Below are 25,967 nucleotides of genomic sequence, written 5' to 3'. Positions count from 1 at the left end.
AAGCGTTTTTTTAATGATATATGACGATTTACTCAGTACCAAACTGCTTACGTTTTTTGGCAAAAAACCTGTCTAATCTATCCATCGCATTCTCTAGGTCAAGCAAGTTAGGTAAGAACACCAGACGGAAATGGTCGGGTCTGTCCCAGTTAAACCCAGTACCTTGAACCATCAATACGTTTTCTTCAACGAGCAAGTCCATCATAAAGTCCATATCATCGGTGATAGGGTAAACCTCTGGATCCATTTTTGGGAAACAGTAAAACGCGCCTTGAGGCATGGTACAAGAAATACCTTTGATAGCATTAAGACGTGAGACTGCCATTTCACGTTGCTTATATAGGCGACCCTTTTCAGAAGTCAGGTCTTGCATGCTCTGATGCCCACCCATCGCTGTTTGAATGGCGTACTGTCCTTGTACGTTAGAGCAAAGACGCATAGATGCGAGCATATCTAAGCCTTCAATAAAATCAGCTGCGTGCTGTTTGCGGCCCGATACCATCATCCAACCTGAGCGAAATCCTGCAATACGATGTGACTTTGACAAGCCATTGTAAGAAAGTACCAGCACGTCGTCAGTTAGGGTGCTCATCGGGGTATGTACATTGTCATCATAGAGAATACGATCGTAAATCTCATCGGCCATGATGATCAAATCATGCTCTTTAGCAACTTCGATGATTTGCTTTAATAGCTCATCACTATAAAGTGAGCCTGTCGGGTTATTTGGGTTAATAACCACGATACCTTTAGTTTTGCTCGTGATTTTAGACTTAATATCTTCAATATCAGGGTGCCAGTTATCTTCTTCATTGCAGCGATAGTGCACAGCAGTACCACCAGCGAGGTTGGCCGCTGCTGTCCAAAGCGGGTAGTCTGGCATTGGAATTAGGACTTCATCACCATCGTTCATCAATGCCTGCATGGTCATGACGATAAGCTCAGAAACCCCATTGCCCAAATACACATCACGTACGTCAACGGCCGACAGCAATCCCTTTGATTGGTAATACTGCAAAATGGCTTTACGTGCTGAGAAAATCCCTTGCGAGTCTGAATAGCCAGTCGCCTCAGATAAGTTCATAGCGACATCGCGCAAAATCTCATGCGGGGCTTCTAAGCCAAAAGGCGCGGGATTGCCCACGTTTAGTTTTAATATGCGTTTGCCTTCTGCTTCCATCTTATTAGCAGTCTGCAATAGAGGACCACGAATGTCATAGCAAACGTTTTGTAATTTATCAGATTTTTTTATGGTGTTCATAGCATGACCGTTTTTCGGGTTGGTTGTCGAATTGGTTTTTGAGTCTTTACCAGCAGTAGGAGTTGTCGGCGATTGAGCCTCAGTTGTCTTAATATCTGACTGGGTATGTGAAGCCTTGCCTATTTCTTGATGTTCATTGCGCTTTACAGATGATGTTGGCTCGTCTGTATCAATAGCCTCGTTATTGAGGTCGCCGCGCAATAGGTAGCCTTCACTACAGCCCAAAATACGTGCAAGTGTAGGCAGCTTGGATGAGACAATGCCATTGGTACCGCGCTCCCAGTTTGAGATAGCGCCACGACTCACTTTTGCACCAGCGGCTGTCATGGCTTGTGCTAGCTGCTCAGCAGTAAATCCTTTGTCACGGCGCAACTGTACCAGTCGTTCCGCTTGCATACTTTTGCTATTGTCGTCAGACATTGTCGTTTGAGCCTTTATTAATCAGTAATTATTCAGTGTAGAGATACATTAAACATTTTAGTTAAACACTAATGCAAGATATTATTGCATTGATAGCTAATTTGCAAATGATTTTACAATCAGTTCTATTGGTGTTTGCAAGTATATCTTGCAATTAACATTTAGCTTATATTTATATAGCTCTAAATCTCTTATATAGAGCATAAAGTGTATAATTATCAAAATTACATCTTTACCCATCATTATCTAAAAGTAATTTGCTATATTTAACTCAATCAATCGCTTCAATCATGCTTTCTATCTCCCAATATAGAGAGTACTTTTCTTATATATGCCTTGAATAGTGCGTCGATAACCAACAGATAGAGCACGTCGTTTTCATAATCATATGGCGATAAAATAGTTACCGAGATTAGATAATAAATACTCGAATAAGGATAAATTATGCAAGACAATCAACTAAGCAAAGAAGAAATCAGCCAGTTGACTGAAGCTGACTGGAAAGAGCGTTTAACCGCTGATGAGTATCATATTATGCGTGAGAAGGGCACTGAGCGTCCATTTACAGGTGTATATAATGATGCGACTGATGATGGCGTTTACCGTTGTAAAGGCTGCGGTGCAAGCTTATTTGACTCAAGTAATAAATTTGATGCGAGCTGTGGCTGGCCAAGTTTTGATCAAGGTATCGATAACAGCGCGATTGAAGAGCACGTTGATAACTCGCTAGGCATGACTCGTACTGAAGTCACTTGTAGCAACTGCGGCGCACATTTAGGTCATGTATTCCCTGATGGTCCTACTGAGACAACAGGCATGCGCTATTGCATCAACTCAGTATCTATCGATTTAGATAAGTCTGAGAAGTAAGTAGGCTAAGTAGTATTAGAAACGTGAAAGGGAAGTACACGGTGCTTCCTTTTCAATAGTTTTATTATGTGTATGATAGAAACAGAAACACTGCACAAACACCCAAAACAATAAAAACCTCAATTTAAGGATAAATGATGAGTACAATTTATGATTTTACGGCTGAGCGCATGGATGGTAGCTCGCAAGCATTTTTAGATTACCAAGATAAAGTATTATTAATCGTCAATACCGCAAGCAAATGTGGATTTACGCCGCAGTTCGAAGGTTTAGAGTCGCTATATCAACAGTATAAAGACCAAGGACTGGTGGTTATCGGTTTTCCTTGTAATCAATTTGGTAGCCAAGACCCAGGTAGCAATGACGAGATTGGTGTGTTTTGCCAAAAGAACTATGGTGTCAGCTTTCCGATGATGGCGAAAACTGACGTCAATGGCGCAGATGCTCATCCTATCTATGAATGGCTCAAAGAACAAAAGGGTGGCGTGCTGACAGACGGTATCAAGTGGAATTTCACCAAGTTCCTAGTCGATAGTAAAGGTCAGGTGATTGACCGCTATGCACCAACGACTAAGCCAGAAGCCATCAAAAACGACATAGAGCAAGCATTAGCCAATAAGTAAGCATTAAACCTAAAAAATATTGGTTTTGTATGAAAATATAAAATCAATAAAAACAAATGCTTGCTAGATATTCTAATAAAAATTGAAAAAATATCTAAAAAAGTGGTAAATACCGTTTGACACCCAACAGTAAATCTATATAATACACACCCACAGCAACGGAGCTTAGTGACAAACTTAAGAGCTCAGTTGATGTTGAATAAATTGCCTAGCAATTGTTCGAAGGGTGATTAGCTCAGTTGGTAGAGCGTCTGCCTTACACGCAGAATGTCGGCGGTTCGAATCCGTCATCACCCACCACTTCTTAGCAAGTGGCTAAACAAGCTAAGAGACCTAAGCAGCGGTAGTTCAGTTGGTTAGAATACCGGCCTGTCACGCCGGGGGTCGCGGGTTCGAGTCCCGTCCGCTGCGCCATATTTAAAACGAATTTAAACTGTTAAGTTTAAGCAAGTTTCGCCTCAAGCATTAGGTTGTTTGGGGTTTTTTTGTGTCTGTTTTTTATGTATCTATGTTTTATGAGTTATCAGTCAAGTAAGGAAGTACAGTAAGAGTTAAAATCTAGAACTATGATTTATATGTATTTAAGTCATATCACTTAGAAGTCCGCTAAAAGGTAAACCCTTCTTTTATATCAGGCTTATATTGAATAAAAGAAGGGTCATCGTATTTATCTTAGGTATAGCATTTTAAATGACTTTGCTTAAAACGTATTATCCAGAATCTATGACGCGTTGTAGATAGTTGTAGATTTTAGCTACGGGTAGAGACTTACTCATGCGTTGCTTGGCATGCACCCATTGACCCTAGATATATATCAACGTTCTCAAAACCTCGACTAGCAAGCCATCCTGCTGCTATTGTTGCCCGAGCACCACTAGCACACATCAATGTATAGTGACGACTTTGGTCAAGCTCATGCCAACGCTCATTCAGGTGACCAACATAAATATGCTGTGACCCTTCGATTGCATTGATATTCCTCTCATCGATATCGCGTACATCGAGCAATGTCCAGTTCTGAGCATTATTAAGACGACTCTCTACCTCGGTTGTATCGACCATAGGGGTTTGCTGCATCTGTTCCCCTTTGGCAGCGGTAGGGACGACACCCACATACCCACCGACAATATTATCAAAAGCAATACGTACCAGATGCTCCATCGCAGTCGCAAGTTGCTTTTCATCAGAGGCAATCAGTGCCAAGCTTTGTCCTTCTTCGATAAACCATCCAGCAAACGCAGGCAGCATGTTGACAGGTAAGCTCATAGAACCGGGCAGGTGTCCTGACGCATATGCCATGGGTTCACGAATATCGATGAGATGATCAGCATTGCAATCATTTAGCTGTTTAAGTGAAAGGTTACGCGGACGCATAACGACTGGAGGCGCTTCACCACCTTCCATATTAAGGCGCTCCATCAATCTGAAGTAGGGTGGTTGATAATGGTTTTCGCTAGTCTTGAAATCAATAAACGTCTCACGATCGGTAATCTGTAAACGTGGATTGTTCATTCTTTCATGACCGACGGTAGAGAACTCTCGCTCCGCCATGCCTGATCCACAGACGGAGCCTGCACCATGAGCTGGATAAATAATCGCCTGATCACCGAGCGCTAAAATGTCTTGTAATGAGTCATAAAGTAAACCTGCAACTTCTCTACGACGCTCAGGATAGAAGTCAGTACGACCGACATCACCTACAAAGAGCGCATCCCCAGTAAAAACGCCAACAGCCTTATCTGGGTATGCCGTGTCAAACAGCGCATAAGCTAGGTGATCATCGGTATGACCAGGCGTTTCTAAGACACGGATTTCTAATTGGCCAATTGGAAAACAATCACCATTACGTGCGGTCTCAGCGTAGACAACAGGTTGTTCTGGATTAGGGCCATGTAAAACGGTTGCCCCTGTCATTGCGGCCAAGATAGGTGCCCCAGAAACCAAATCCTCATTACGATGTGTCTCAAAAATATGAGTAATCTCAAGTCCTGCTGCGCGCGCTTTTTCTACATATATCGCACAATCACGACGTGGGTCAACTACCGCTGCTTGACCGCCAGAGCCTACCAAGTAGGACAGGTGCGAAAGTCCGGGTGTTTTGATTTTTTCTAATAGCATGTCTTGTCCTTATTATAGTTATGTCAAATGAGCTTTTTGCCAGTAGCATATTACTAGCCACGTTGATTTGTCTGATCGAATTATTATTCGGGGAAATTCTTTAATAGCTATCAATATACAATAACATATATTGACTTTATATTTATATAGGTATTCGTCCAATAAACAGTGCTCTTTTGGATAGATGGATGAAATAAAAGAATATAAATATAATGATCTTTTGGAATTACGATTGTGAGTTTGAGTAAGTGCAATAGGTACAGAAGGAGTTTATGTGGAAATACGAGACTTGTGAAAAGTAATCATTATCATATGATGTCATTTATATTGAAGCCATAGGGTATATATTAATCCAACGTGACAACTATAAGTAAGTCACTATTCATTTAAGTTCACTATTCTAGTATTCTGAAGGCTATAACTGCTCTAATACGGTTCTTTGTATTTGGCATTGTAGGTTCTGCTTTGTTGTTTACAAAAATGGTTCTAAATTACTTATATTCTTATAATATTTCCTTTTCTTGTAAGAATGATTATAAAAAAATTATAGCGATTCAGCTTATGTACGAAATATTTCTTCTATATACCATGTTCTTATTTTCTTCGCTTATCACTATTATTATAGTGGGTACTTTTTTAGTAGATGCATTTGTCTATTTATTTGGAGAGAAAATCAACTTCAAGACCGTTTCATATAACATATCTCCTGTTGGTAGAGAGTTTTGCTTAGGACATTGGCACTCTATAAATATAGTCTACGAATATGAGGTATCAGAAGAGAACTATAGTAGTAATTTACTTAATGCTACGAATTCTGTGATGAAGCTTAGCTATGAAAGTGCTAATGCGAGACTGTTAAAGTGTCTGAATGAAAGTAAAGTTTACGTTGTTAAATCATTTCCTAAAATATCGATGATAATGCCTTTTAATCAAGATCTTAGATATTATTTAGGATTGATATTTAGCGTCTCATGTATGCTTTTTTCAGGACTAAAAATTCTATAGGTGAAATAAAGTTATTAAATGGTAGGTAGTGGGGCTGAGGACAGACGTCTTAATTGATAGATTTTCTACAGTAGCTTGTTGACAGGGGTACTGGCCAATTGATATATCTATGACTCAAGTACATGCAAGCAAAGGATAAATTTTGAGCGACCGCAAAGCGTTAGATGTTGATATTGGGCAAGAGCATATTGCCATACAGCGACGATATGATGCTTTGGGCGCAGTGAATGATTTACTTATCGCTGTTTGGTTTTTGATTGGTAGCTTTTTCTTTTTGAAAGAGTCGTTAACGACGGACGGCACATGGCTATTTATCCTTGGCAGCGCACAACTACTCATCAAACCATTGATTAAACTAATCAGCTTGATTCATGTTGGTAGGGTATTTAAACGCGCAAAAAAATAATAAGTTGCCGGGGCAGGTAATATTATATCAAGCTATAGCATCAAATTATTTAATACTATCCCTGTCCAGTCTTACTTCCGAAACTGATAGTTTCTAATACTTAAGGTGAATTACGGAAGTTACGTTGGTTTGACTCATCGTACCTTGATGAGTAATGCCTGATGTCTCTAAGGAATGATAACCTCATTCAAAAAATATTGAATTATTTTAATATGTCTGTATTATTGGACATATGGAAATAACTAATGCTATCGCAAGCTTTGCTGCGCTCTCTCAAGATACTCGTTTAAAGGCTTTTAAGCTGCTAGTCAGCCATGAGCCTGAAGGCCTACCTGCGGGCGAAATAGCCCGTCAGCTCTCTGTCCCTCATAACACAATGTCAGCCCACTTATCGGTGCTGGCGCGAGCAGGATGGGTGGTCTCACAGCGTCATAGCCGACAGATTATCTATCGTGCTTCGCTATCACATATGGATAACGTCATTCAGTTCCTGTTGCAAGATTGCTGTGCGGGACATCCAGAATTGTGTGCGTCACTTATGGATAGCCTGAGTGGCTGCAGCGTAAATGAGTCTGCTGAGTAAGGTAATGAGTAAACCAATTATCATTTCAATAAATACATAAAATAGGTGTAAAAACTATGAAGCCATTAATCTTTCATAATCCTAAATGCGGTACATCTCGTAACACGCTTGCCATTATTAAAGCATCAGGTGAAGAGCCAGAAGTGGTGGAATATCTGAAAAATACACCAACGCGCGACCGCTTAGTGGAGCTGTTGGCACAGATGCAGATTTCGCCTAGAGAGCTATTAAGAAGCAAAGAAGCTATTAATGATGAGCTTGGTCTGGATAATCCTGAGTTGTCTGACGATCAAATTATCGATGCCATGATTGCGCATCCTATTTTAATCAACCGTCCTATCGTAGTGACTGATAAAGGCGCTGCTCTATGTCGTCCTTCAGAGCGTGTGTTTGAATTGCTAGCCAATCCAGTAAGTAGCTTCACAAAAGAAGACGGCGAGGTTATTACTCATGACAAACACTGAGGTTGACCAAGTATTAGAAGCCGAATCTACTGTTTCGCCAAAATTTAGCTTAGAAGATTTGCCCAATATTGATATAGATAATCTTCAACCTATCGACATTGAGTCTTTGGTTGCACCGAATGACTCACGTCATCCACCGAAAATATTAGTGCTATACGGTTCTGTCCGTGCACGCTCGTTTTCTAGATTGGCCGCTGAAGAGTCTAGCCGATTGCTACGTTGGTATGGTTGTGAAGTAAAAATGTTTGATCCATCCGGCTTGCCGTTGCCTGACGATGTAGACTCAGACCATCCCAAAGTGCAAGAATTGCGGGAGCTGGCGCAGTGGTCAGAAGGCATGCTGTGGGTGAGTCCAGAGCGTCACGGTAGTATTACCAGTATTATGAAAGCGCAAATCGACTGGATACCGCTGTCCTTAGGTGGCGTACGTCCAACTCAAGGTAAAACCCTAGCACTGATGCAAGTCAGTGGTGGTAGTCAGAGCTTTAATACGGTTAATCAGATGCGTATTCTCGGGCGCTGGATGCGGATGATTACTATCCCTAATCAATCTTCGATACCCAAAGCGTTCTTAGAGTTCAACGACGACAATCGCATGGATATGTCTCCATTATATCTGCGCCTTGTCGATGTTTGTGAAGAGCTAGTGAAGTTTACTTGGCTCACACGCGGACGTTCAGATTATCTCACTGATCGTTATTCAGAACGCGTTGAGAGTGCTGAAGAACTATCGAGCCGCGTCAATCAAAAATCGATCTAGCCTCCTAATCGATCTAATTTCCTAATCGACCTAATTCCCTATATTAAATCGGCTGAATAAAGTCAGCTTAAGTAAGGTTGTACAATGCTTGCATTTGCTATTTTTGTGGTTACTTTAGTCTTAGTTATCTGGCAACCTAAAGGATTGGGTATCGGCTGGAGCGCCATGGGTGGTGCCTTAGTCGCGTTAGCGCTTGGCGTCGTGCGGCTATCAGATGTGGGTATCGTCTGGGATATTGTCTGGGATGCGACCTTTACTTTTGTGGCGCTGATTATCATCTCCCTTATCTTAGATAGGGCAGGGTTCTTTGGCTGGGCCGCATTACACGTGGCACGCCTTGGCAATGGACAAGGGCGCTTGTTGTTTCCGATGATTGTCGTGCTTGGCGCCTTTATTTCTGCATTTTTTGCCAATGATGGTGCTGCGCTACTACTGACTCCGATCGTCATCGCTATCTTGCTACGTCTGAAATTTTCGCCACCATCAGCTCTGGCATTTATTATAGCGACTGGTTTTATCGCTGATACGGCAAGTCTGCCATTGGTCACCTCAAATTTAGTCAATATCGTCAGTGCCAATTATTTTGACATAGGCTTTGGTCGTTATGCAGCGGTGATGGTACCGGTCAATATAGTGTCTGTATTAGCGACGCTACTGGTATTGTGGGTTGTCTATGCACGCCATATTCCAAAAACCTACTCGACTAGTGAGCTAAGCGCTCCAGAGTCTGCTATTACCGATCCATTGGTCTTTCGAGCTGCTTTTCCACTATTAGGTTTGCTACTGGTCGCCTACTTTGCAACAGAGCCGTTGGGGCTGCCTATTTCACTGGTCACGGGCATCGCTGCTGTTGCACTAATGGCAATCGCTGGTCGTATATGGCAAGGCGGGCGTGATGCCGTGGTCTCGATAAGTGATGTAGTACGTAAAGCACCTTGGCAAATCGTACTATTTTCAATCGGTATGTATTTGGTGGTATATGGTTTAGGTAATGCAGGACTTACTGCCTATGGGGCGCAAGTACTCAACTGGTTGGGTCAACAAGGCGCAGTCATTGCTACCGTTGGAACTGGGTTCTTGTCTGCTATAGTCGCGTCTGTTATGAATAATATGCCAGCGACCCTAGTCGGCGCGCTTGCGATTGATCAAGCACAAGTGCCTGCAGCAACACGAGAGCTAATGATTTATGCCAATGTCATCGGTAATGATTTGGGCCCTAAGTTTACGCCGATTGGTAGTCTGGCTACTTTGCTATGGTTACATGTGTTGGCAGAAAAGGACTACAAAATCAGCTGGGGACAGTACATAAAGATTGGTCTACTGATCACGCCACCTGTGTTGTTAGTGACATTGTTAGCATTGGTATTCTGGTTGCCAATGTTGCCAAGCTAAGCTAGCCAATAGAGAACTTGCTACAGTAATATTCTATCGTGACCATGTTGCTTACTTTTAAGTATCATGGTCATAAACAAGTATGAGATAAAGTAGTGATTAGCGCTTATCAAAATGGCAAAATAGATAACCAATATTAGGGTCTGTTGAACATTCAAATATTAGGACTGCTGATCGCTAAAATCGCATCAAATTAGGCGTAAACCGACGATAATGTCGAGACCTTAACTAGGCTTGCAACAACGTTTGAGGTGATTTTAGCATCAGCCTTTCAGGGCAGGGCTATTTTTTGCCAATACATGGCTAAATTGTCTAACCTAGAACGACTAGGCGTCAAAAATTTCACTGCGTATTGTCTAAAGAATAGTCACTGCCAGTACCACATTTGAGTGTTCAACAGACCCTAAATGATACGCATAAAAAAACCCTCATCAAATTGATGAGGGTTTTGGCAAATGCCATAATTGAATCAAGGTTGACTCAAGAAATTTACTACTAAAATGTGGCTCTCCAACCTGGGCTCGAACCAGGGACACACGGATTAACAGTCCGTTGCTCTACCAACTGAGCTATTGGAGAATAGGCTGTAAGTGTTTAATCGCTTACAACGAGCCTTAGAAGTCTCTAACGAGTTCTTGCTAAGTGGGGCGTATTCTAGCAAAGTTAAAAAATACGTCAAGCCTTTTTTTGCATAATTAGTAAAAATTGTCATTTTAATGATGAGATAGCGTGTTTTTCCTAGTTATGCCCAAGACTTTCGCAAAAAAAGACGCCCTATAGAGTGTATAGGGCGTCTTTTTTATAAACAGGGGTAAGACTCGTTGCTATTTACGATTTATTCAACAACGTCTAAATCAGCCACTGCTTTTTCGATACGTGATAGGGCGTCTTTCAATGTTGCTTCATCAGTAGCGTATGAGATACGCATATAACCGCCGAGACCGAACGCATCGCCAGGTACGACTGCCACGCCAACTTTGTCCAATAACCATGCTGAGAATTCAGTACATGATGACAGGCCAGCCGCTTTGATGAGCGGTACGATATTTGGGTATACATAGAATGCGCCATCAGGACGCAAGCAAGTAATGCCTTTAATAGCATTTAAACCATCTACGACTAGGTCACAGCGTTTCTCAAAGGCGGCTACCATCGGCTCTAGTACGCTCTGATCACCACTGATAGCAACTTCGGCAGCCACTTGGCTGATTGACGTTGGGCATGAGGTAGATTGTGACTGTACCTTTTTCATCGCGCCGATTAGCTTAGCAGGGCCACCCGCATAGCCGATACGCCAGCCTGTCATCGCATACGCTTTAGACACACCGTTCAAGATGATAGCACGATCTTTTAGCTCAGGTGCCGCGTTTAAGATATTGTAGAACTTATCACCTGTCCAGCGGATGTGTTCGTACATATCGTCTGAAGCTACATAGACTTGTGGATGCTTTCTCAATACTTCAGCGATGGCCTTTAGCTCATCTAATGTGTAAATCATACCTGTTGGGTTAGATGGGCTGTTTAATACCAACAATTTAGTCTTGTCAGTGATGGCTTCTTCTAACTGCTCAGGGGTGATTTTGAAGTCTTGCTCAGCTGGACATTTGACGATGACTGGCACGCCTTCTGCGATGATAACCATGTCAGGGTAGCTGACCCAGTATGGTGCTGGGATGATGACTTCATCGCCAGGATTGATAAACGCTTGGGCAAGGTTAAAGAATGACTGCTTACCACCGACCGATACTAGGATTTCGTTTGGCTCATAGCTGATGTCGTTGTCGCGCTTAAACTTCTCGATGATGGCTGTTTTTAGCTCTGGCGTACCATCGACAGCCGTATATTTCGTAAAGCCATCATTGATTGCATCGATCGCTGCTTTTTTGATGTGTTCAGGGGTATCAAAATCAGGTTCACCAGCGCCCAAACCGATAATATCTTTACCAGCAGCTTTTAGCTCTTTGGCTTTATTGGTAATCGCTAGCGTAGGTGATGGTTGGATGTTGTTGACGCGGTCAGACAGTTGCAACTCGCTCATGAGAGATCCTTTTTTATATGAGGGTGGGGTTGGTGAAAATCTGATATTAATTATATAACGTTTTCATTGCTATCAGGACAAGATGTCAGATAGTTTAAGAAAAGATAGCATCATCTTACTGTAATACGGCGGTCATTCGATTATAGATAATGGTGATGATGCTTCGGCAAACGACGCGATTTCTAGTTTTTGCATTAGTTTTTGCATTGTAGCATGCTGATATAGAGCTGTCTTATGACGCTAGTAACAGAATATTGTGTCGTTGCTTGTGATAGCAGCATCCTTGTGAAGATGACAAATAACACGCTGAGATTAAGCTTAAGCCCATATGATTGCGAAGACACAACAATAAGCCTGTAGCCAACCACTATAATTATTTAGATTTGTTAAATAAAATGGCTTATAGCTTAATGAAATACGACCAATGATATCTGCGAAGAATAATAATAGCTAGTTGCTATCAAAGGTCTAAGGTTTTATTAGGTAATCAGTTTAAGCCCATTAATTCCATATTATGAAAATACTTAAAAAGATAAGAATACTCAAAAAGGATATTTACGATGACAGATTCTACTGAAAAATTACACATTCTCATTACTGGGGCGACGTCGGGCATTGGTAAGCAGTTGGCAAAAGACTATCTACTAGCAGATCATCATGTATATGCAGTTGGCCGTGACGACGAAGCATTGGCTGAACTTCAGGCGTTAGGCGCAGAAACGATTGATTTAGACCTCATGGATCGAGAAAAGGTCATCGAAGCTTTTGAAAAAATCGACAATGTCGATCTAGCAATTTGTGGCGCTGGTATGTGCGAGTACTTAGATATGCCGAACTTTGATAGCAGTGTCTTTATGAAAGTCATGTCGGTCAATATGGGTACGTTGTCCCATGCGATCGAAGGAGTGCTGCCAAAGCTAATCGCTTCAAAAGGTCGCTTGGTCGGTATCGGTTCAGCGTCTGCTTATGTGCCTTTTGCGCGCGCTGAAGCCTATGGTAGCTCAAAAGCTGCTATCCATTATCTAATGAAGACTCTACAGATTAGCCTTGCTCCGCATGATGTGTCAGTTAGCTTAGTTGTACCTGGTTTTGTTGAGACACCGATGACCAAACAGAATGACTTTCCGATGCCATTTATCCAGACGCCAGCGCAGGCCAGTCAAGCCATACGCGATGGTATCGAAAGTGGGCATGATGTGATCGAATTTCCGAAAAAACTAACCATGCCTTTGAAAGCATTAGGTACGTTGCCTGATTTGGTCTGGCAGCAAGTTAGCGAAAAACTTAATAAAAAGTAATCTACCATTGATAGAACTCTTAGCCATCATATCGACAGAAAAATACAGAAGGGAATGCTTTTATGCCGTTTACTCGTTTCAAGCGTGCAAGTAACCAAAAGATTGCTATTAATGCTACAACAGATTCTGACCATCAGACTACCCAAAAACGTATTGCTATCATCGGCTCAGGTGTGTCAGGGCTGACTTGTGCGCATTACTTAGGCGCGCAACATGATGTGACGGTATTTGAAGCCAATGATTATATCGGCGGGCATGTAAATACGATTGATGTGGCGCTACAAGACGGTAAAAAAACAAAGAGTAGCAATGTAGAGAGTAGTGCGATAGATACAGGGTTTATTGTTTTTAACGAGCGCACATACCCGAACTTTTTTCGCTTGCTTCATGAGCTGCAGGTGCCTTTTCAGGCAACGGACATGAGCTTTTCTGTCAAGAATACTGCACGTCATTTTGAATACAACGGTCATACGCTCAACACTTTATTATCACAGCGTAAAAATGTACTTAATCCAAAATTTTGGCAATTTATCAAAGATGTTTTGCAGTTTAATAAGCATATCAAACAGCTGCGCCACGATTATGATAGCGCGCGCGCCCAAGGACAAGATGTCAGTAGCTTTGCAGAACAAACGCTCGGTGGTTATTTGACGCAAAAGAAATATGGTCAGCTATTTACCGATAACTACCTACTGCCAATGGTCTCGGCCATTTGGTCAACCAGCCTAGATGAAGTACAAGAATTTCCACTAGTGTTTTTTGCACAATTCTTTGACAACCACGGTTTGCTCGACGTGGTCAATCGTCCGCAGTGGTTTACGATAAAAGGCGGCTCAAAGCAGTACGTCAATAAACTGATTCCACGCTTTATCAAAGCGGGTGGCAAGATACGAGTCAATAGCCCAGTACAGTCTGTAGTTCGTGATGGTGAGCAAGTGATTTTGACGGTGAAGAATGCTTTGACAGTGCAGGATAAAGGTAACGCTGACAACCGTAGCGAAAATCTTGTATTCGATGATGTGATCTTTGCTTGTCATGCAGATACTGCGCTAAAGATTCTAAAGGATGCGAGCACCGATGAATCTGAAGTATTAGGTCATTTCCGCTTTACTAAAAACACGGCTGTACTGCACACCGATACCAGTGTTTTACCTAAGAGATCATTGGCATGGGCAAGCTGGAATTACTTAATAGATGAAACAGTTTCAGGCAATGCTAAGGATGAGCAAGCGGTTGGAAACGCACAGATACCTGCAAAGCCAGTGCTGACTTATCACATGAATATCCTGCAACGCCTGACCAAAAAACACAATTATTTGGTCACATTAAATCCAGCTGTAGACAACAAAAGCGTCGATGATAAGCAGATAATTAAGAGCATTGATTACAGTCATCCAGTATTCGATCTTGCGATGATTGATGCGCAAACTAAATGGTCGAGTATCTCGGGTAACGGTTCGCACACGCATTTCTGCGGGGCTTATTGGTTTAATGGCTTTCATGAGGACGGCGTGCGAAGTGGATTACGTGTCTGTCAGGCGCTTGGTCTTGATATTGATATAAAAGACGAGATTGATCCAGCTCATTTACCTGACGCTGATAGCGCGTATACGCCGTTTCGTTATAAAGACTTGCCTATAAAAGCGGATACCAAATTACGTAAGCTGAATAAGCGTGAAGTCACCATAGCGACGACCAATCAGGAACTGGTTGAGTATGCTGATCGTTTGCAGAGTTCAACTGATAATACGAGCCAATATAAGAAGCCTGGCTTATTCGGTCGCCGTAAAGCCAAATAATATGACGACTAATGCCGTTATGTATTCTAAGTATTTTGAAAGATTCGCTATATAAAAAGTACGCCGTTACACAAGAGACTATTTATGACCATGTCCGCCCAAGATAACAACGCTATGCCAAGTCATGAGTCTTCTTGTGATACCACTGCATTGCCACATCAGCTGTTTGAGGGTACGACATGGCACAGTCGGCTGCTACCTAGTGTGAATAAATTCGTTTACCCTTACCGTTATTGGGGCGTCAATATCAGTGCACTGGCGGCAGGGCAAGAACTTCCTGAAATTAGCACGGCAGTATTTGATGAGAGTAAAGTTTCAGGGAAATTACCATTACGTAAAGTATTACCGAAAAAGCTACTAGCAAAAGGTCTGCCTCTATTTTCACTAAAGAAAAAGGCGCTACAACAATTCTGTCCTGATGACTATCTACAGAATACCAATAGCCTAAGGAATGATAAAAGTCTTGATAACCATATACAGTCTATTCAAGCACTAGAAAAACGCCTAATTCAAGCATTTGAAAAACATGCAGGAAGCGCGCCTGAAGGCGATATGTTGGGATTACTTGTTTGCCGTAATGCTGGCATGTACTTTAGCCCAGTTAATTTTTACTTGGGGTTTGATGCGCAGCAAACGCCCACTCATCTGTTGGCTGAAGTGTCTAATACGCCATGGGACAAGCGCCATTACTATGGGTTTTTGTTAGAAGGAGAGGATACTGAGTTCTGTCATGACAAGGATTTTCACGTATCACCTTTTAACCCTATCGATCAGCTGTACCGCTGGCAGGTCACAGTAAAAGGTACTAAAACGGATGAGCTATCTAATACTGGCTTACAAGTGCGTATCGCTATCAACATCAGCGATGAGCGCGGTGAAGTATTAAAAACTGGCATAAAGATATCAGGGGTGCCAATGACAGAAGAGGCTGTTCGTCATAGCTTGCGAAAAAACCCCTTGATGAATATGACCTCCTTAACCCGTATTTATTGGCATGCGTTTAAGCTATATGCGATTAAAAAGGTGCCGTATATCAACTACGATGAAAAATTGGCCGACAGTCAACAGAAAAGTAGACAGTAGAAAAGCAGCCAGCAGTATCGAGCGTAAAAAATGTCTTATAGTTCTAGCAATTTTTAAACATTAAAAATCTTGTCAGTGTATGACTGAAAATGAACCACTAAAAAATAAAGCATTTAAACAAGGATAAATACACGATGCCAGCACGACCGACCGATCGAGCACCAGTCACAAAACTAGAAAAACTCACTGCTCGTGTGAGCAAAATAGTTAATGAAAGTGCTGTACTACAGCCAGTCAGCAATAGTGTTAATCACTTAGCTAGAAAGCTTATATTTCGTGCACTGCAGCATATCCAGTTTGGCAGTCTTACTTTGATTGAAACATTTGGCGAGCAGGAACCTAAGACAAGTAGCTTTGGTAAAGTAGCTACTAATGACGCTAGTAGCTCGGCGGTTGGTCGCCATTCGCTACATGTGACGCTACAGATACATGACCCTGCTGTCTATCGTCAGCTATTACTTGGTGGCTCTATCGCGCTAGCAGACAGTTATATCGATGGTGAGTGGGATACGGATGATCTAACAGGTTTGATTCGCTTGGCAGCTCGTAACGTAGCAGTGCTCAACAAACTAGAGAATCGTTTTGCTGGTATTAGTAAAGCCTTTGAAAAAGCGAAGCATCAGCTACGTAGCAATGACAAATCTGGATCCAAATCGAATATCCTAGCGCATTATGATTTGGGCAATGACATGTATGAGCGGTTTTTGGACGATACGATGATGTACTCATCAGCAGTTTATCCTACGCCTGACGTGACGCTCAGTGATGCTCAGCAGCACAAACTGTCGCTTATATGTCAACGTTTACAGCTTAGTGCTGATGATAATGTGATTGAAATCGGTACAGGATGGGGCGGTTTTGCTATTTTTGCAGCCAAGCATTACGGCTGCCATGTGACCACCACGACTATCTCTGATGCCCAGTATGATGAAGCGAAGCGACGAGTCGAGGCGGCAGGTCTGTCTGACAAAATCACACTGCTCAAGCAAGATTACCGCGAGCTGACAGGTCAATATGACAAGCTAGTCAGCATCGAGATGATTGAAGCGGTGGGCCATGAATACTTACCGACTTTCTTTGCCAAGTGTAATAGCTTACTCAAGCCGACAGGTCTTATGGTATTGCAGGCCATCACTTTTAATGATCAAAATTATCAAGACTATATCGATTCAGTCGATTTTATCCAAACGCACATCTTCCCAGGTGGTTGTCTGCTCTCAAACCAAGAACTGACGACCCAATTCACTGAGCAGACCGATATGGTCGTCAAGCAATTGCATGATTATGGCTTTGATTATGCGTACACGCTGCGTGACTGGCGTGCTGCGTTTATGGCGCAGCGTGCAGAGATTCAAGCACTTGGTTATGACGATGCCTTTATCCGCCTATGGGAGTTTTACTTTTGCTATTGCGAAGGTGGGTTTTTGGAGCGCACGATCGGTGTGGTGCAAGTTACTGCGGTGAAGCCTAATAATATTGATACGCTGCATTTTTCTGATCTGCCATCTGCTGTCTTAAATCATGAAACGGTTTTGAATGATGAGACATTTAGTGAAGAAGATAGGGCAGACACCGCGTCAGTATAGGTCTGATGATATAAATATGTTTTGTTCATGACATTCATAAGGTCTCATACTGTCTAAACAGTTTGAGACCCATATGTTGAGAGGTTGTACATTGAAAATTTTTACATCGAAAGGTTCTACGATGCTTGCAGGGCACGCTTATCACGCAGACCTGAATAGCGTGTGACCGCTAATGCCATTAAAGAGATAACAGCGCCGATCCAAGCTGTGTCTTGCAATGACATATTTTCAACCACGCTACCACCGATGATTGAGCCCAGTGCAATACCGATATTGAATGCAGCAATGTTCAATCCAGAGGCGACATCGACGGCATTTGGCGTATATTTTTCAGCTTGCTTGACCACGTAGATCTGTAGACCCGGTACATTACCAAAGGCGAAAGCACCCCATACCAAAATAGTCAGCACAGCAGCAATCTTGGATTGCATAGTAAAGGTGAACAATAAAAGAATGACACTTAAGGCGCTAAATATAATGCTAAGCGCACTAATAGGGCCACGTTTATCTGCAAGTTTTCCGCCCCAGATGTTACCGATCGCAACGGACACGCCATATACGAGCATAATAAGACCAATGGCTGAAGGTGCAAATTTGGTCTGCTGTTCTAAGATAGGGGCTAGGTAGGTAAATGCCGTAAACGTACCGCCATAGCCGAGGATAGTCATTAGATAAACCAGCAGTAATTGTGGTTTTACAATGACTTGTAGTTGCTCTTTGAAGGTTGCAGGGATAGATTTTTTTAGGTTTTTCGGTACTAATATTGCGCTACCGATTAAAGCGATTAAACCTAGTACTGACACGACTAGAAACGTAGCGCGCCAGCCAAAATGCTGTCCAATCCATGTACCAAGGGGTACGCCAGTGACGAGCGCCACGGTAAGTCCTGTAAACATAATGGCAATCGCGCTGGCTTCTTTTTCTTTACTGACAAGGCTAGTAGCAATCATGGAACCAATAGAGAAAAACACACCATGCGCCAGACCGGTCAGGATACGGGCAATTATTAAGGTTTCATAGCTGGGTGCTTGCCAAGCCAGCAAGTTGCCGATGACAAACAGACCCATTAGGCTCATCAGTACGATTTTGCGGTTCCAGCGGCCAGTGAGTGCGGTAAGTATAGGGGCACCGATAGCGACACCGACGGCATATAGACTAACGAGCAACCCTGCTGAAGGTAAGCTCACGCCCAGATCGGCGGCAATAGTTGGTACCAATCCAACGATGACAAATTCGGTTGTCCCAATTGCAAATGCGCTTAGAGTAAGCGCCCATAAAGCGAGTGGCATAACGACATCCTAATAATTAAATGATGCGCGTAGTTTGACCGATTTATAGTTTGCAAAAAACAGCACAAATGACAAAATACCTTTGTCAATTTTGTAAAGGTAATCATGATGATGGGACATGCTAAAACAGAAGACATAGAGATATTTTTGACAGTAGTAGACACGGGCAGCTTTACTGGCGCTGCCAACCTACTGAATCAGCAAGTAGCTAAGGTATCTCGTGCTGTGTCCAGACTCGAAGATACGCTGCAGTGCACGCTGCTAAATAGAACGACACGGCGCTTGGAGCTGACGGAGGAGGGGCATGTCTTTATAAGATATGCGCGTGAGAGTTTAAATACGTTATATACCGGTGAAGAGGCGATTAAGCTGTTAAAACAAGCGCCGAGTGGGCATTTACGGATTGACGCCGCGAGCCCGTTTGTCTTTCATCAACTGACACCTTTGGTTGGTGATTTTGTGGCGCAGTATCCACATATCACTCTCGACCTTACCTCGCATGACAATATTATTGATTTGCTTGAGCACAAGACGGATTTGGCTATCAGAATTGGCGATTTAAAAGACTCAAACTTGCATGCGCGTCTATTGGGTAAAAGTAAGCTGCGGCTAGTAGCCAGTCCTGAATATTTATATCAGCATAATGAAGTAGCTAGTATTAATGATTTGAACGTTGATGATTTAAGCACTCATAAGTTAATTGGCTTTAACGATGCGTCAAAACTAAACAGTTGGCCGTTAAGAACACCAGTTAAACTGAATTTTCATATGACTGGTAGTAGCGGCGAGACCTTGCGTCAGCTATGTTTGAATCATCAGGGCATTGCTTTACTGTCACATTTTATGATTGGTGAAGATTTAGAATCTGGCAGATTGGTTGAAGTATTGCCTGAGGCGATAGTCAGACCAAACAACCGTGAAGCCATACAGGCGGTATATTACAAAAACAGTGCCGTATCTTCGCGTATTTTGGCATTTTTAGACTTTATCCAACCAAGACTAACATTATAAATCTTATCCGTTTTTATTCATTTTATAAGAGGTAATATCATGGGTTACGTTTTCATTTATCTCGCTGCTGTTGTTATCTTTTTGGGTGTCGATGCTGTCTGGCTGACGACCATGAAAGGCGCCTTTTATGAGTCGCGTATCGGGCATCTATTGGCTGATGAGCCAAACATGATGGCCGCTGGCGTGTTTTATATGTTTTATATATTGGCGCTTTGTATTTTGGTTTTATATCCGCAAATCAAAGCTGGCGCATCCATTGGTCATATCTTCTTACTCGGCGGACTGATTGGCTTGATGGCTTATGGAACATACGACTTTACCAATTTGGCACTGTATAAGGGCTTTACGTTAGATACGGCGTTGGTTGACTTTGTATGGGGTGGTATTTTGACCGGTTCGGTTAGCGCCATAGTGGCGTGGCTTGCGTATCGCTTTCACTGGTTGAGCTAGCGCTTATATCTTGGCCTATATAACGCTGTTTAAATAGTGCCAATTTACACAATTTAGACTGTCTAATGACAGAGGTCTGTTTGTGCTATACGGCGACCTGCTGTATAAATGGTAGGCATAATAAATAAGTGTCAAACCATTAAGGAATATTATGCCGCAATACAATACCAGCTCCACTGCCAAAAAAGCCCCATTAAACCATGAGCTATACATGTCAGTACTTATGACGCCTGATATGGCGAATTTCATTGGCAATGTGCATGGTGGGGATTTGCTCAAGATGCTTGATCAGGTCGCTTATGCTTGTGCCAGTCGCTATAGTGGTAACTATGTGGTGACATTGTCTGTCGATCAAGTAATGTTCCGTGAGCCGATATATGTGGGCGAGTTGGTTACTTTTGCAGCCAGTGTCAATTATGTTGGTAATACCTCAATGGAAGTAGGTATCCGCGTCGAAGCAGAAGATGTACGTGGTCGTACTGTTCGTCATACCAATAGCTGTTACTTTACGATGGTGGCTATCGATGACAACGGTAAACCAACCTCCGCACCGCCACTCGATATCAAAAACAAGATGCAGCAGTGTCGAGCTGATGCAGCAAAAGAGCGAAAGAAACTGCGTATGGAAAGCTCACATCGTCCTAGTTGCGACTTCGAAGAGATTAACAAGCAGTTTGGCGAACGCGAAGCAGATGACGAAAAATAGCCCAAGTTATTCAAAGCCATCTAAAATTGTATAAAGTTATCTAGTTTTATTGAATTAATAATTCATACAACGACTCACTAAAAAGACACTGATATTGTAGAGCGCTTATTTTAAGCTAATATATGTTTCAAGCATTTATCTACGGTAAAAATTCTACTATCAATACGTTATTTCAGTGAGTCTAGCATGAGTCTAAAGCCATCTATTGCTAATCCGCAGCGCCATTTACCAGTCACTCCTAAGGCGCAAACACCTCGTGCGCGTGGGGCAGGTAATCCTAAAATTCCAAGTGACCCTGAATTAAAACATACCCTTAATCAAAGCCCTGAAACCAATGATGAGCATTCAGGCTCACTGATCACGGTGTTGATTGCGGTTGGGGCCAATCTGGTTATCGCTATCGCAAAAACAGTTGCCGCTTTTATGACGGGCTCAGCTTCCATGATTGCAGAAGCAGCTCACTCATGGGCAGATGCTGGCAATGGTACTTTGCTCATCGTCGCAGAAAAAAAGTCCATCAAACCTGCTGATAAAAGCCATCCGTTAGGCTACGGCAAAGAGTCTTATGTTTGGTCGATGATTGCTGCTTTTGGTGTGTTTACGGCAGGTTCGATTGTCTCTATCTATACGGGTATCAAAGAATGGAACGCTACTGAATCTGAGACTAATTATACGATTGGCTTTATCGTATTGGCAGTGGCGTTTGTGCTCGAAGGGATCTCATTGGTTCAGGCATACAGACAAAGTAAAAAACATGGTGAAGCGCTCGATATCAGTGCACTTGGCTATGTCGTAGATACGTCTAACCCAACGTTGCGCGGTGTATTCTTTGAAGATTTAGCAGCGGTTATTGGTTTGGTGATTGCCGCTGCTGCTATGGGTATGCACGCTTATACGGGCGAACCATATTGGGATGCGTTAGGGTCTATCATTGTTGGTCTATTATTGGGCGTCGTCGCCATATTTTTGATCAGTCGTAACCGAGATTTTTTGGTTGGGCATAGAGTCACTGACCGTATGCACGAATATGTTTTGAGCGAGCTGCTAAATCATCCAGATATCGACAGTGTGTCCTATCTGCACCTAGAGTGGGTCGGCCCAAAGAAGATATTTATGGTGGCAGCAGTAGATATAGCAGGCAATCAAAAAGAAGAGCATATCGCTCAAAAATTTGAAGAGATTGAAAATCTATTCAGAGGTAACCCAGTCTTTCAAGAGGCTATCTTGACACTGTCCGAACCTAATGCTGAGCTGCTAAGTTTAGAGAGTATTTAATCTGGGGTTTGATGAATTGAATGTGTAATATGTGGGTCTTATCGAGTGCTTTTAAGTACACTTTCTAAATTCAAAAACCCAGACACAAAAAAGCCGTCAACTATGACGGCTTTTTTATAACTCTAGTACTTAATAACTAGTCAAATTAAATGCTATTAGTTCTTTGGAGCGTTTGCGCCGATGAACCATGCATCTTTATCGATGATACGGCTAGCTTCTGTAAATAAGTCAGCGGTGTCTTCATCACCTGCGTCGCCAGCAGTAGCAATCGCTTCGCGCAATGTCTCTGCAACTTTCTTATAACGGCTAGTTAGCTCACGAACATGCTGATCTACTTCAGTGATGTCGGTTGGGTAATCATCTAGGATAGACTCTTTGACTACGCGACTTGCCAAACCGTTTGGTTGCCCACCTAGGATTACAATGCGCTCTGCGATAGTATCTGATACTTCAAGGATACGATCTGATGTCTCATCTAACAATTGATGCACACCGATAAAACCAGTGCCTTGTAGATTCCAATGACACTGTTTGCCATCTAAGGTCAAATCAATAACGTTTGCTAGGTTAGCGTTTAGCAAATCAATCATTTTTTTCGCAGTTTCGTCTGAAATACCACTTGCGTAACGTTCTCTCATATTTTACTCCGTCATTTATTTAAAATTATTATATTGAATGAAAGTTCAATGTATTTTTATTGGTTTTCTATTCGATGACAATCAAGTTAAAGCTAATGATACTAATTGCTATAAAGCTATCCATTCATTAGTACTGACTACTAATACTTAGAAGTCATCAACTTGTTAATTCAAGAACGATAATAGCAGCTTAATTCAGTGTTGGAACCCTTGAGTGTTAGGCTTTGTTAGGTGGTCGTGTAACGAGTCTGTTAACCGTGAAAAGCTTTGTAAATTTATCGAATACTGTGTTCGTTTTTTATAACGATGTAAGTTTTATCCGCTAATATTAAACCTTAACTTTTAATAAACCTTACCTTTATATACTTATATTTTGGGCAGCGAGAGAGCGTTTCGGCTATAGGATAAGACTCCTTATTCTCCTTTAAAAACCGCTGCTCAGACCCCATATTGTTATAAACCTTAAGAAGAAGAAAGCCATTATGCGAATGCCTGAACCGCGCTCATCGCGTCAGTTAAATCAATTGGCCACTCAGCTCCAAGGCGAAGCTGAAATTAGTGGTGTTAATGCGTCAGGGACGCAAATATCAAGTCGTGCCTTTGAGATGGTTACTGACTTTGAGCCAGCGGGCGACCAGCCGCAAGCCATCAAAAAGCTAGTTAACGGCATCAATTCGGACATGGACGAGCAGTTGCTATTGGGTGTGACTGGTTCTGGTAAGACCTATACCATGGCAAAGGTCATCGCTGAAACTCAGCGCCCAACCATTATCATGGCACATAATAAAACGCTAGCGGCTCAGCTATATGGTGAGTTTAAATCGTTCTTCCCCAATAATGCGGTCGAATATTTTGTCAGCTATTATGATTATTATCAGCCAGAAGCGTATGTCGCAGCGAGTGATACCTTTATCGAAAAAGACAGCGCTATTAACGATCATATTGATCAGATGCGCCTGTCCGCCACGCGTGCCTTGTTAGAGCGACGTGATGCGATTATCGTCGCTTCTGTATCATGCATTTATGGTTTGGGTGATCCAGAGAGCTATCTGAAAATGCTACTGCATGTCGTTGTGGGCGATAACATTGACCGTACGGCAACCATTAAGCGTTTGGTTGAGATGCAGTACACGCGTAACGAGCTAGATTTTGGTCGTGGTACGTATCGCTTGCGTGGAGAGCTATTAGATATCTATCCTGCTGAGTCTGAGCAGCTGGCCGTACGTGTGCATTTATTTGATAACGAAGTTGAGAAGATTACGTGGTTTGATCCCTTGACGGGTAAGACGGTGCGCAGTGTGCCACGTATTACCATTTATCCAAAGTCGCACTATGTGACGCCGCGCAATAAGCTAGAAGCTGCCAGTCATACGATTCGTGCTGAGTTAGAGCCGCGTTTAGAGTACTTCCGTGACAACAACAAGTTGATTGAAGCACAGCGTCTCAAAGAGCGTACACAGTATGACTTGGAGATGATTCAGCAGCTTGGTTACTGTAACGGTATCGAAAACTACTCACAGCATCTCTCTGGTCGTCCATCAGGGGAAGCGCCGCCGACGTTGTTTGATTATATTCCAGAAGATGCCTTGTTGTTCCTTGATGAGTCGCACGTGACGGTTTCGCAGATTGGCGCGATGTATAAAGGCGATAGATCACGCAAAGAAAACTTGGTTAATTATGGTTTCCGTCTACCAAGCGCGATGAACAACCGCCCGATGAAATTTGAAGAGTGGGAGCGTATCAAGCCCAAAACCATTTATGTCAGTGCTACGCCAGCGCTATATGAGCTTGAGCATAGCGAGCAAGTCGTAGAGCAGGTCGTACGTCCTACTGGTCTGATTGATCCTGAAATTGAGATACGTCCTGTCTTGACGCAAGTCGATGATGTGCTATCAGAGATTACCAAACGCCGTGAAAAGGACGAGCGTGTACTGATTACCACATTGACCAAGCGTATGTCGGAAGATTTGACCAGTTACCTTAAAGAGTACGATGTAAAAGTCGCCTATCTACATTCGGACATCGATACTGTCGAGCGTATGCAGATTATCCATGAGCTCCGTACTGGCGTGCATGATGTGCTGGTCGGTATTAACCTGTTACGTGAAGGCTTGGATATGCCTGAGGTATCACTGGTAGCGATATTCGATGCTGATAAAGAGGGCTTCTTACGTTCAGAGCGTTCGCTTATTCAGACGATTGGTCGTGCCGCCCGTCACTTGAATGGTAAAGCCATTCTCTATGCCGATCGCATTACGCCAAGTATGCAAAAGGCAATAGATGAGACGGATCGTCGCCGTGATAAGCAGATTGCCTTTAACCTTGAGCATAACATTACGCCAAAAGGTGCTCGTCGTAGTATCACGGACAAGATTGATACGGGTGAAAGCTTGGATGCCAATGACAATCAAGCTATCCCAGTTAAGAGTAACCTGCCAGATGTGGATATCAATATTTTGCGTAGTCCTGATTTGCTTGCTAAAGAAATCAAACGATTAGAGAAGCAAATGCAGCAAATGTCGCGTGATTTGAAGTTTGAAGAAGCAGCAAAAACGCGTGATAAAGTACTAGAGTTAAAAGCACATTTAATCTGATAGCTTGGGTTAAACATTAAGGCTAAAAAGAGGCTAAACAATAGCGAAGGTGAGGTGCTTTTTGAGTACCTCACTTTTTTGTGGTTTATTCAATATCGGAATGTGCAGAATACTTGTAATACAACGCATTGCCACTTACCATATCCGCATAAACCTCACCATCCATATAATATTTCAAAAATTTAAGGCACAAGCTAATAAGCCGAGTACGTGTAATGTTCTTGGTAGGCTAGGCTTACTGTTTTTATAGCTCACATTATCAACACAGACTAAATTTTTGGAATGGACATAATCTAGG

Annotated in this window: 21 protein-coding genes and 3 tRNA genes; 18 read left to right on the top strand and 6 right to left on the bottom strand. The window is 42.5% G+C overall.

Annotation, left to right across the window (positions count from 1 at the left end):
• Positions 1–28: 28 nt before the first annotated feature.
• Positions 29–1,681, bottom strand: coding sequence for an aminotransferase class I/II-fold pyridoxal phosphate-dependent enzyme (locus ACHEVO_RS02625; protein WP_394123792.1), 1,653 nt, complete (start codon positions 1,679–1,681; stop codon positions 29–31).
• 444 nt (positions 1,682–2,125) lie between these two features.
• Here ACHEVO_RS02625 and msrB point away from each other — a divergent pair, with 444 nt between their 5' ends.
• The 4 genes from msrB to ACHEVO_RS02605 all read left to right on the top strand — a co-directional run bounded on the left by msrB (position 2,126) and on the right by ACHEVO_RS02605 (position 3,588).
• A complete protein-coding gene (gene msrB, locus ACHEVO_RS02620; RefSeq protein WP_057760931.1) occupies positions 2,126–2,551 on the top strand; it encodes a peptide-methionine (R)-S-oxide reductase MsrB in 426 nt (141 codons plus the stop codon).
• A 137-nt stretch (positions 2,552–2,688) separates the two neighbouring features.
• The gene (locus ACHEVO_RS02615) at positions 2,689–3,174 is read left to right on the top strand and encodes a glutathione peroxidase (protein WP_394123791.1); all 486 of its coding nucleotides are present in this window, start codon (positions 2,689–2,691) and stop codon (positions 3,172–3,174) included.
• A 224-nt stretch (positions 3,175–3,398) separates the two neighbouring features.
• Positions 3,399–3,474, top strand: a tRNA-Val gene (locus tag ACHEVO_RS02610).
• Positions 3,475–3,511: 37 nt separating this feature from the next.
• A tRNA-Asp gene (locus tag ACHEVO_RS02605) sits at positions 3,512–3,588 on the top strand.
• Between the two features lie 354 nt (positions 3,589–3,942).
• Here ACHEVO_RS02605 and ACHEVO_RS02600 read toward each other — a convergent pair.
• Positions 3,943–5,292: an MBL fold metallo-hydrolase gene (locus ACHEVO_RS02600; protein WP_394123790.1), complete on the bottom strand. Its 1,350-nt coding sequence runs from the start codon at positions 5,290–5,292 to the stop codon at positions 3,943–3,945.
• A gap of 1,147 nt (positions 5,293–6,439) precedes the next feature.
• Between ACHEVO_RS02600 and ACHEVO_RS02595 the strand changes: the two genes are divergently transcribed.
• The 5 genes from ACHEVO_RS02595 (at position 6,440) to ACHEVO_RS02575 (ending at position 9,902) form a co-directional block, all read left to right on the top strand.
• Positions 6,440–6,703 carry a YrhK family protein gene (locus ACHEVO_RS02595; RefSeq protein ID WP_191113930.1) on the top strand — a complete coding sequence of 88 codons (264 nt, stop codon included), beginning with the start codon at positions 6,440–6,442 and terminating at the stop codon, positions 6,701–6,703.
• 232 nt (positions 6,704–6,935) lie between these two features.
• Positions 6,936–7,286: an ArsR/SmtB family transcription factor gene (locus tag ACHEVO_RS02590; RefSeq protein ID WP_379544783.1), complete on the top strand. Its 351-nt coding sequence runs from the start codon at positions 6,936–6,938 to the stop codon at positions 7,284–7,286.
• Between the two features lie 56 nt (positions 7,287–7,342).
• Positions 7,343–7,750: an arsenate reductase (glutaredoxin) gene (gene arsC / locus ACHEVO_RS02585; RefSeq protein ID WP_101206398.1), complete on the top strand. Its 408-nt coding sequence runs from the start codon at positions 7,343–7,345 to the stop codon at positions 7,748–7,750.
• A complete protein-coding gene (gene arsH / locus ACHEVO_RS02580; protein ID WP_379544782.1) occupies positions 7,737–8,510 on the top strand; it encodes an arsenical resistance protein ArsH in 774 nt (257 codons plus the stop codon). The genes arsC and arsH overlap by 14 nt, the downstream gene beginning before the upstream one ends.
• Positions 8,511–8,594: 84 nt before the next feature.
• Positions 8,595–9,902, top strand: a complete 1,308-nt coding sequence (locus tag ACHEVO_RS02575) for an arsenic transporter (protein WP_379544780.1) — start codon at positions 8,595–8,597, stop codon at positions 9,900–9,902.
• A 503-nt stretch (positions 9,903–10,405) separates the two neighbouring features.
• Here the strand turns inward: ACHEVO_RS02575 and ACHEVO_RS02570 are convergent.
• Both ACHEVO_RS02570 and ACHEVO_RS02565 read right to left on the bottom strand, forming a co-directional pair.
• Positions 10,406–10,481 (bottom strand) — tRNA-Asn (locus ACHEVO_RS02570).
• A gap of 256 nt (positions 10,482–10,737) precedes the next feature.
• Positions 10,738–11,940: a pyridoxal phosphate-dependent aminotransferase gene (locus ACHEVO_RS02565; RefSeq protein ID WP_394123789.1), complete on the bottom strand. Its 1,203-nt coding sequence runs from the start codon at positions 11,938–11,940 to the stop codon at positions 10,738–10,740.
• A gap of 560 nt (positions 11,941–12,500) precedes the next feature.
• Between ACHEVO_RS02565 and ACHEVO_RS02560 the strand changes: the two genes are divergently transcribed.
• The 4 genes from ACHEVO_RS02560 (at position 12,501) to ACHEVO_RS02545 (ending at position 17,706) form a co-directional block, all read left to right on the top strand.
• On the top strand, positions 12,501–13,238 hold the full coding sequence (locus ACHEVO_RS02560; protein WP_394123788.1) for an SDR family NAD(P)-dependent oxidoreductase: 738 nt from the start codon (positions 12,501–12,503) through the stop codon (positions 13,236–13,238).
• Positions 13,239–13,300: 62 nt separating this feature from the next.
• On the top strand, positions 13,301–15,037 hold the full coding sequence (locus ACHEVO_RS02555; protein WP_394123787.1) for an NAD(P)/FAD-dependent oxidoreductase: 1,737 nt from the start codon (positions 13,301–13,303) through the stop codon (positions 15,035–15,037).
• Positions 15,038–15,121: 84 nt separating this feature from the next.
• The gene (locus ACHEVO_RS02550; RefSeq protein ID WP_394123786.1) at positions 15,122–16,120 is read left to right on the top strand and encodes a DUF1365 domain-containing protein; all 999 of its coding nucleotides are present in this window, start codon (positions 15,122–15,124) and stop codon (positions 16,118–16,120) included.
• Between the two features lie 134 nt (positions 16,121–16,254).
• A complete protein-coding gene (locus tag ACHEVO_RS02545; protein ID WP_394123785.1) occupies positions 16,255–17,706 on the top strand; it encodes a class I SAM-dependent methyltransferase in 1,452 nt (483 codons plus the stop codon).
• A gap of 116 nt (positions 17,707–17,822) precedes the next feature.
• Here the strand turns inward: ACHEVO_RS02545 and ACHEVO_RS02540 are convergent, their stop codons facing one another.
• Positions 17,823–18,995 carry an MFS transporter gene (locus tag ACHEVO_RS02540; protein WP_394123784.1) on the bottom strand — a complete coding sequence of 391 codons (1,173 nt, stop codon included), beginning with the start codon at positions 18,993–18,995 and terminating at the stop codon, positions 17,823–17,825.
• 105 nt (positions 18,996–19,100) lie between these two features.
• Between ACHEVO_RS02540 and ACHEVO_RS02535 the strand changes: the two genes are divergently transcribed.
• The 4 genes from ACHEVO_RS02535 (at position 19,101) to ACHEVO_RS02520 (ending at position 22,437) form a co-directional block, all read left to right on the top strand.
• Positions 19,101–20,006, top strand: coding sequence for a LysR family transcriptional regulator (locus ACHEVO_RS02535; RefSeq protein ID WP_394123783.1), 906 nt, complete (start codon positions 19,101–19,103; stop codon positions 20,004–20,006).
• Positions 20,007–20,045: 39 nt separating this feature from the next.
• Complete coding sequence (locus ACHEVO_RS02530) at positions 20,046–20,456, top strand: DUF2177 family protein (protein ID WP_394123782.1); 411 nt, start codon at positions 20,046–20,048, stop codon at positions 20,454–20,456.
• A gap of 151 nt (positions 20,457–20,607) precedes the next feature.
• Complete coding sequence (locus ACHEVO_RS02525; RefSeq protein WP_394123781.1) at positions 20,608–21,162, top strand: acyl-CoA thioesterase; 555 nt, start codon at positions 20,608–20,610, stop codon at positions 21,160–21,162.
• A gap of 186 nt (positions 21,163–21,348) precedes the next feature.
• Positions 21,349–22,437, top strand: a complete 1,089-nt coding sequence (locus ACHEVO_RS02520) for a cation diffusion facilitator family transporter (protein ID WP_394123780.1) — start codon at positions 21,349–21,351, stop codon at positions 22,435–22,437.
• Between the two features lie 155 nt (positions 22,438–22,592).
• On the opposite strand, the gene dps is transcribed toward ACHEVO_RS02520, so the two are convergent.
• A complete protein-coding gene (gene dps, locus ACHEVO_RS02515) occupies positions 22,593–23,075 on the bottom strand; it encodes a DNA starvation/stationary phase protection protein Dps (protein WP_394123779.1) in 483 nt (160 codons plus the stop codon).
• 482 nt (positions 23,076–23,557) lie between these two features.
• Between dps and uvrB the strand changes: the two genes are divergently transcribed.
• On the top strand, positions 23,558–25,669 hold the full coding sequence (uvrB, locus tag ACHEVO_RS02510) for an excinuclease ABC subunit UvrB (protein ID WP_101206411.1): 2,112 nt from the start codon (positions 23,558–23,560) through the stop codon (positions 25,667–25,669).
• The last annotated feature ends 298 nt before the right edge of the window (positions 25,670–25,967 follow it).

Source organism: Psychrobacter nivimaris (genome assembly GCF_043419765.1).
Lineage (GTDB): Bacteria > Pseudomonadota > Gammaproteobacteria > Pseudomonadales > Moraxellaceae > Psychrobacter.
This window is presented reverse-complemented; position numbering and strand designations above follow the sequence as displayed.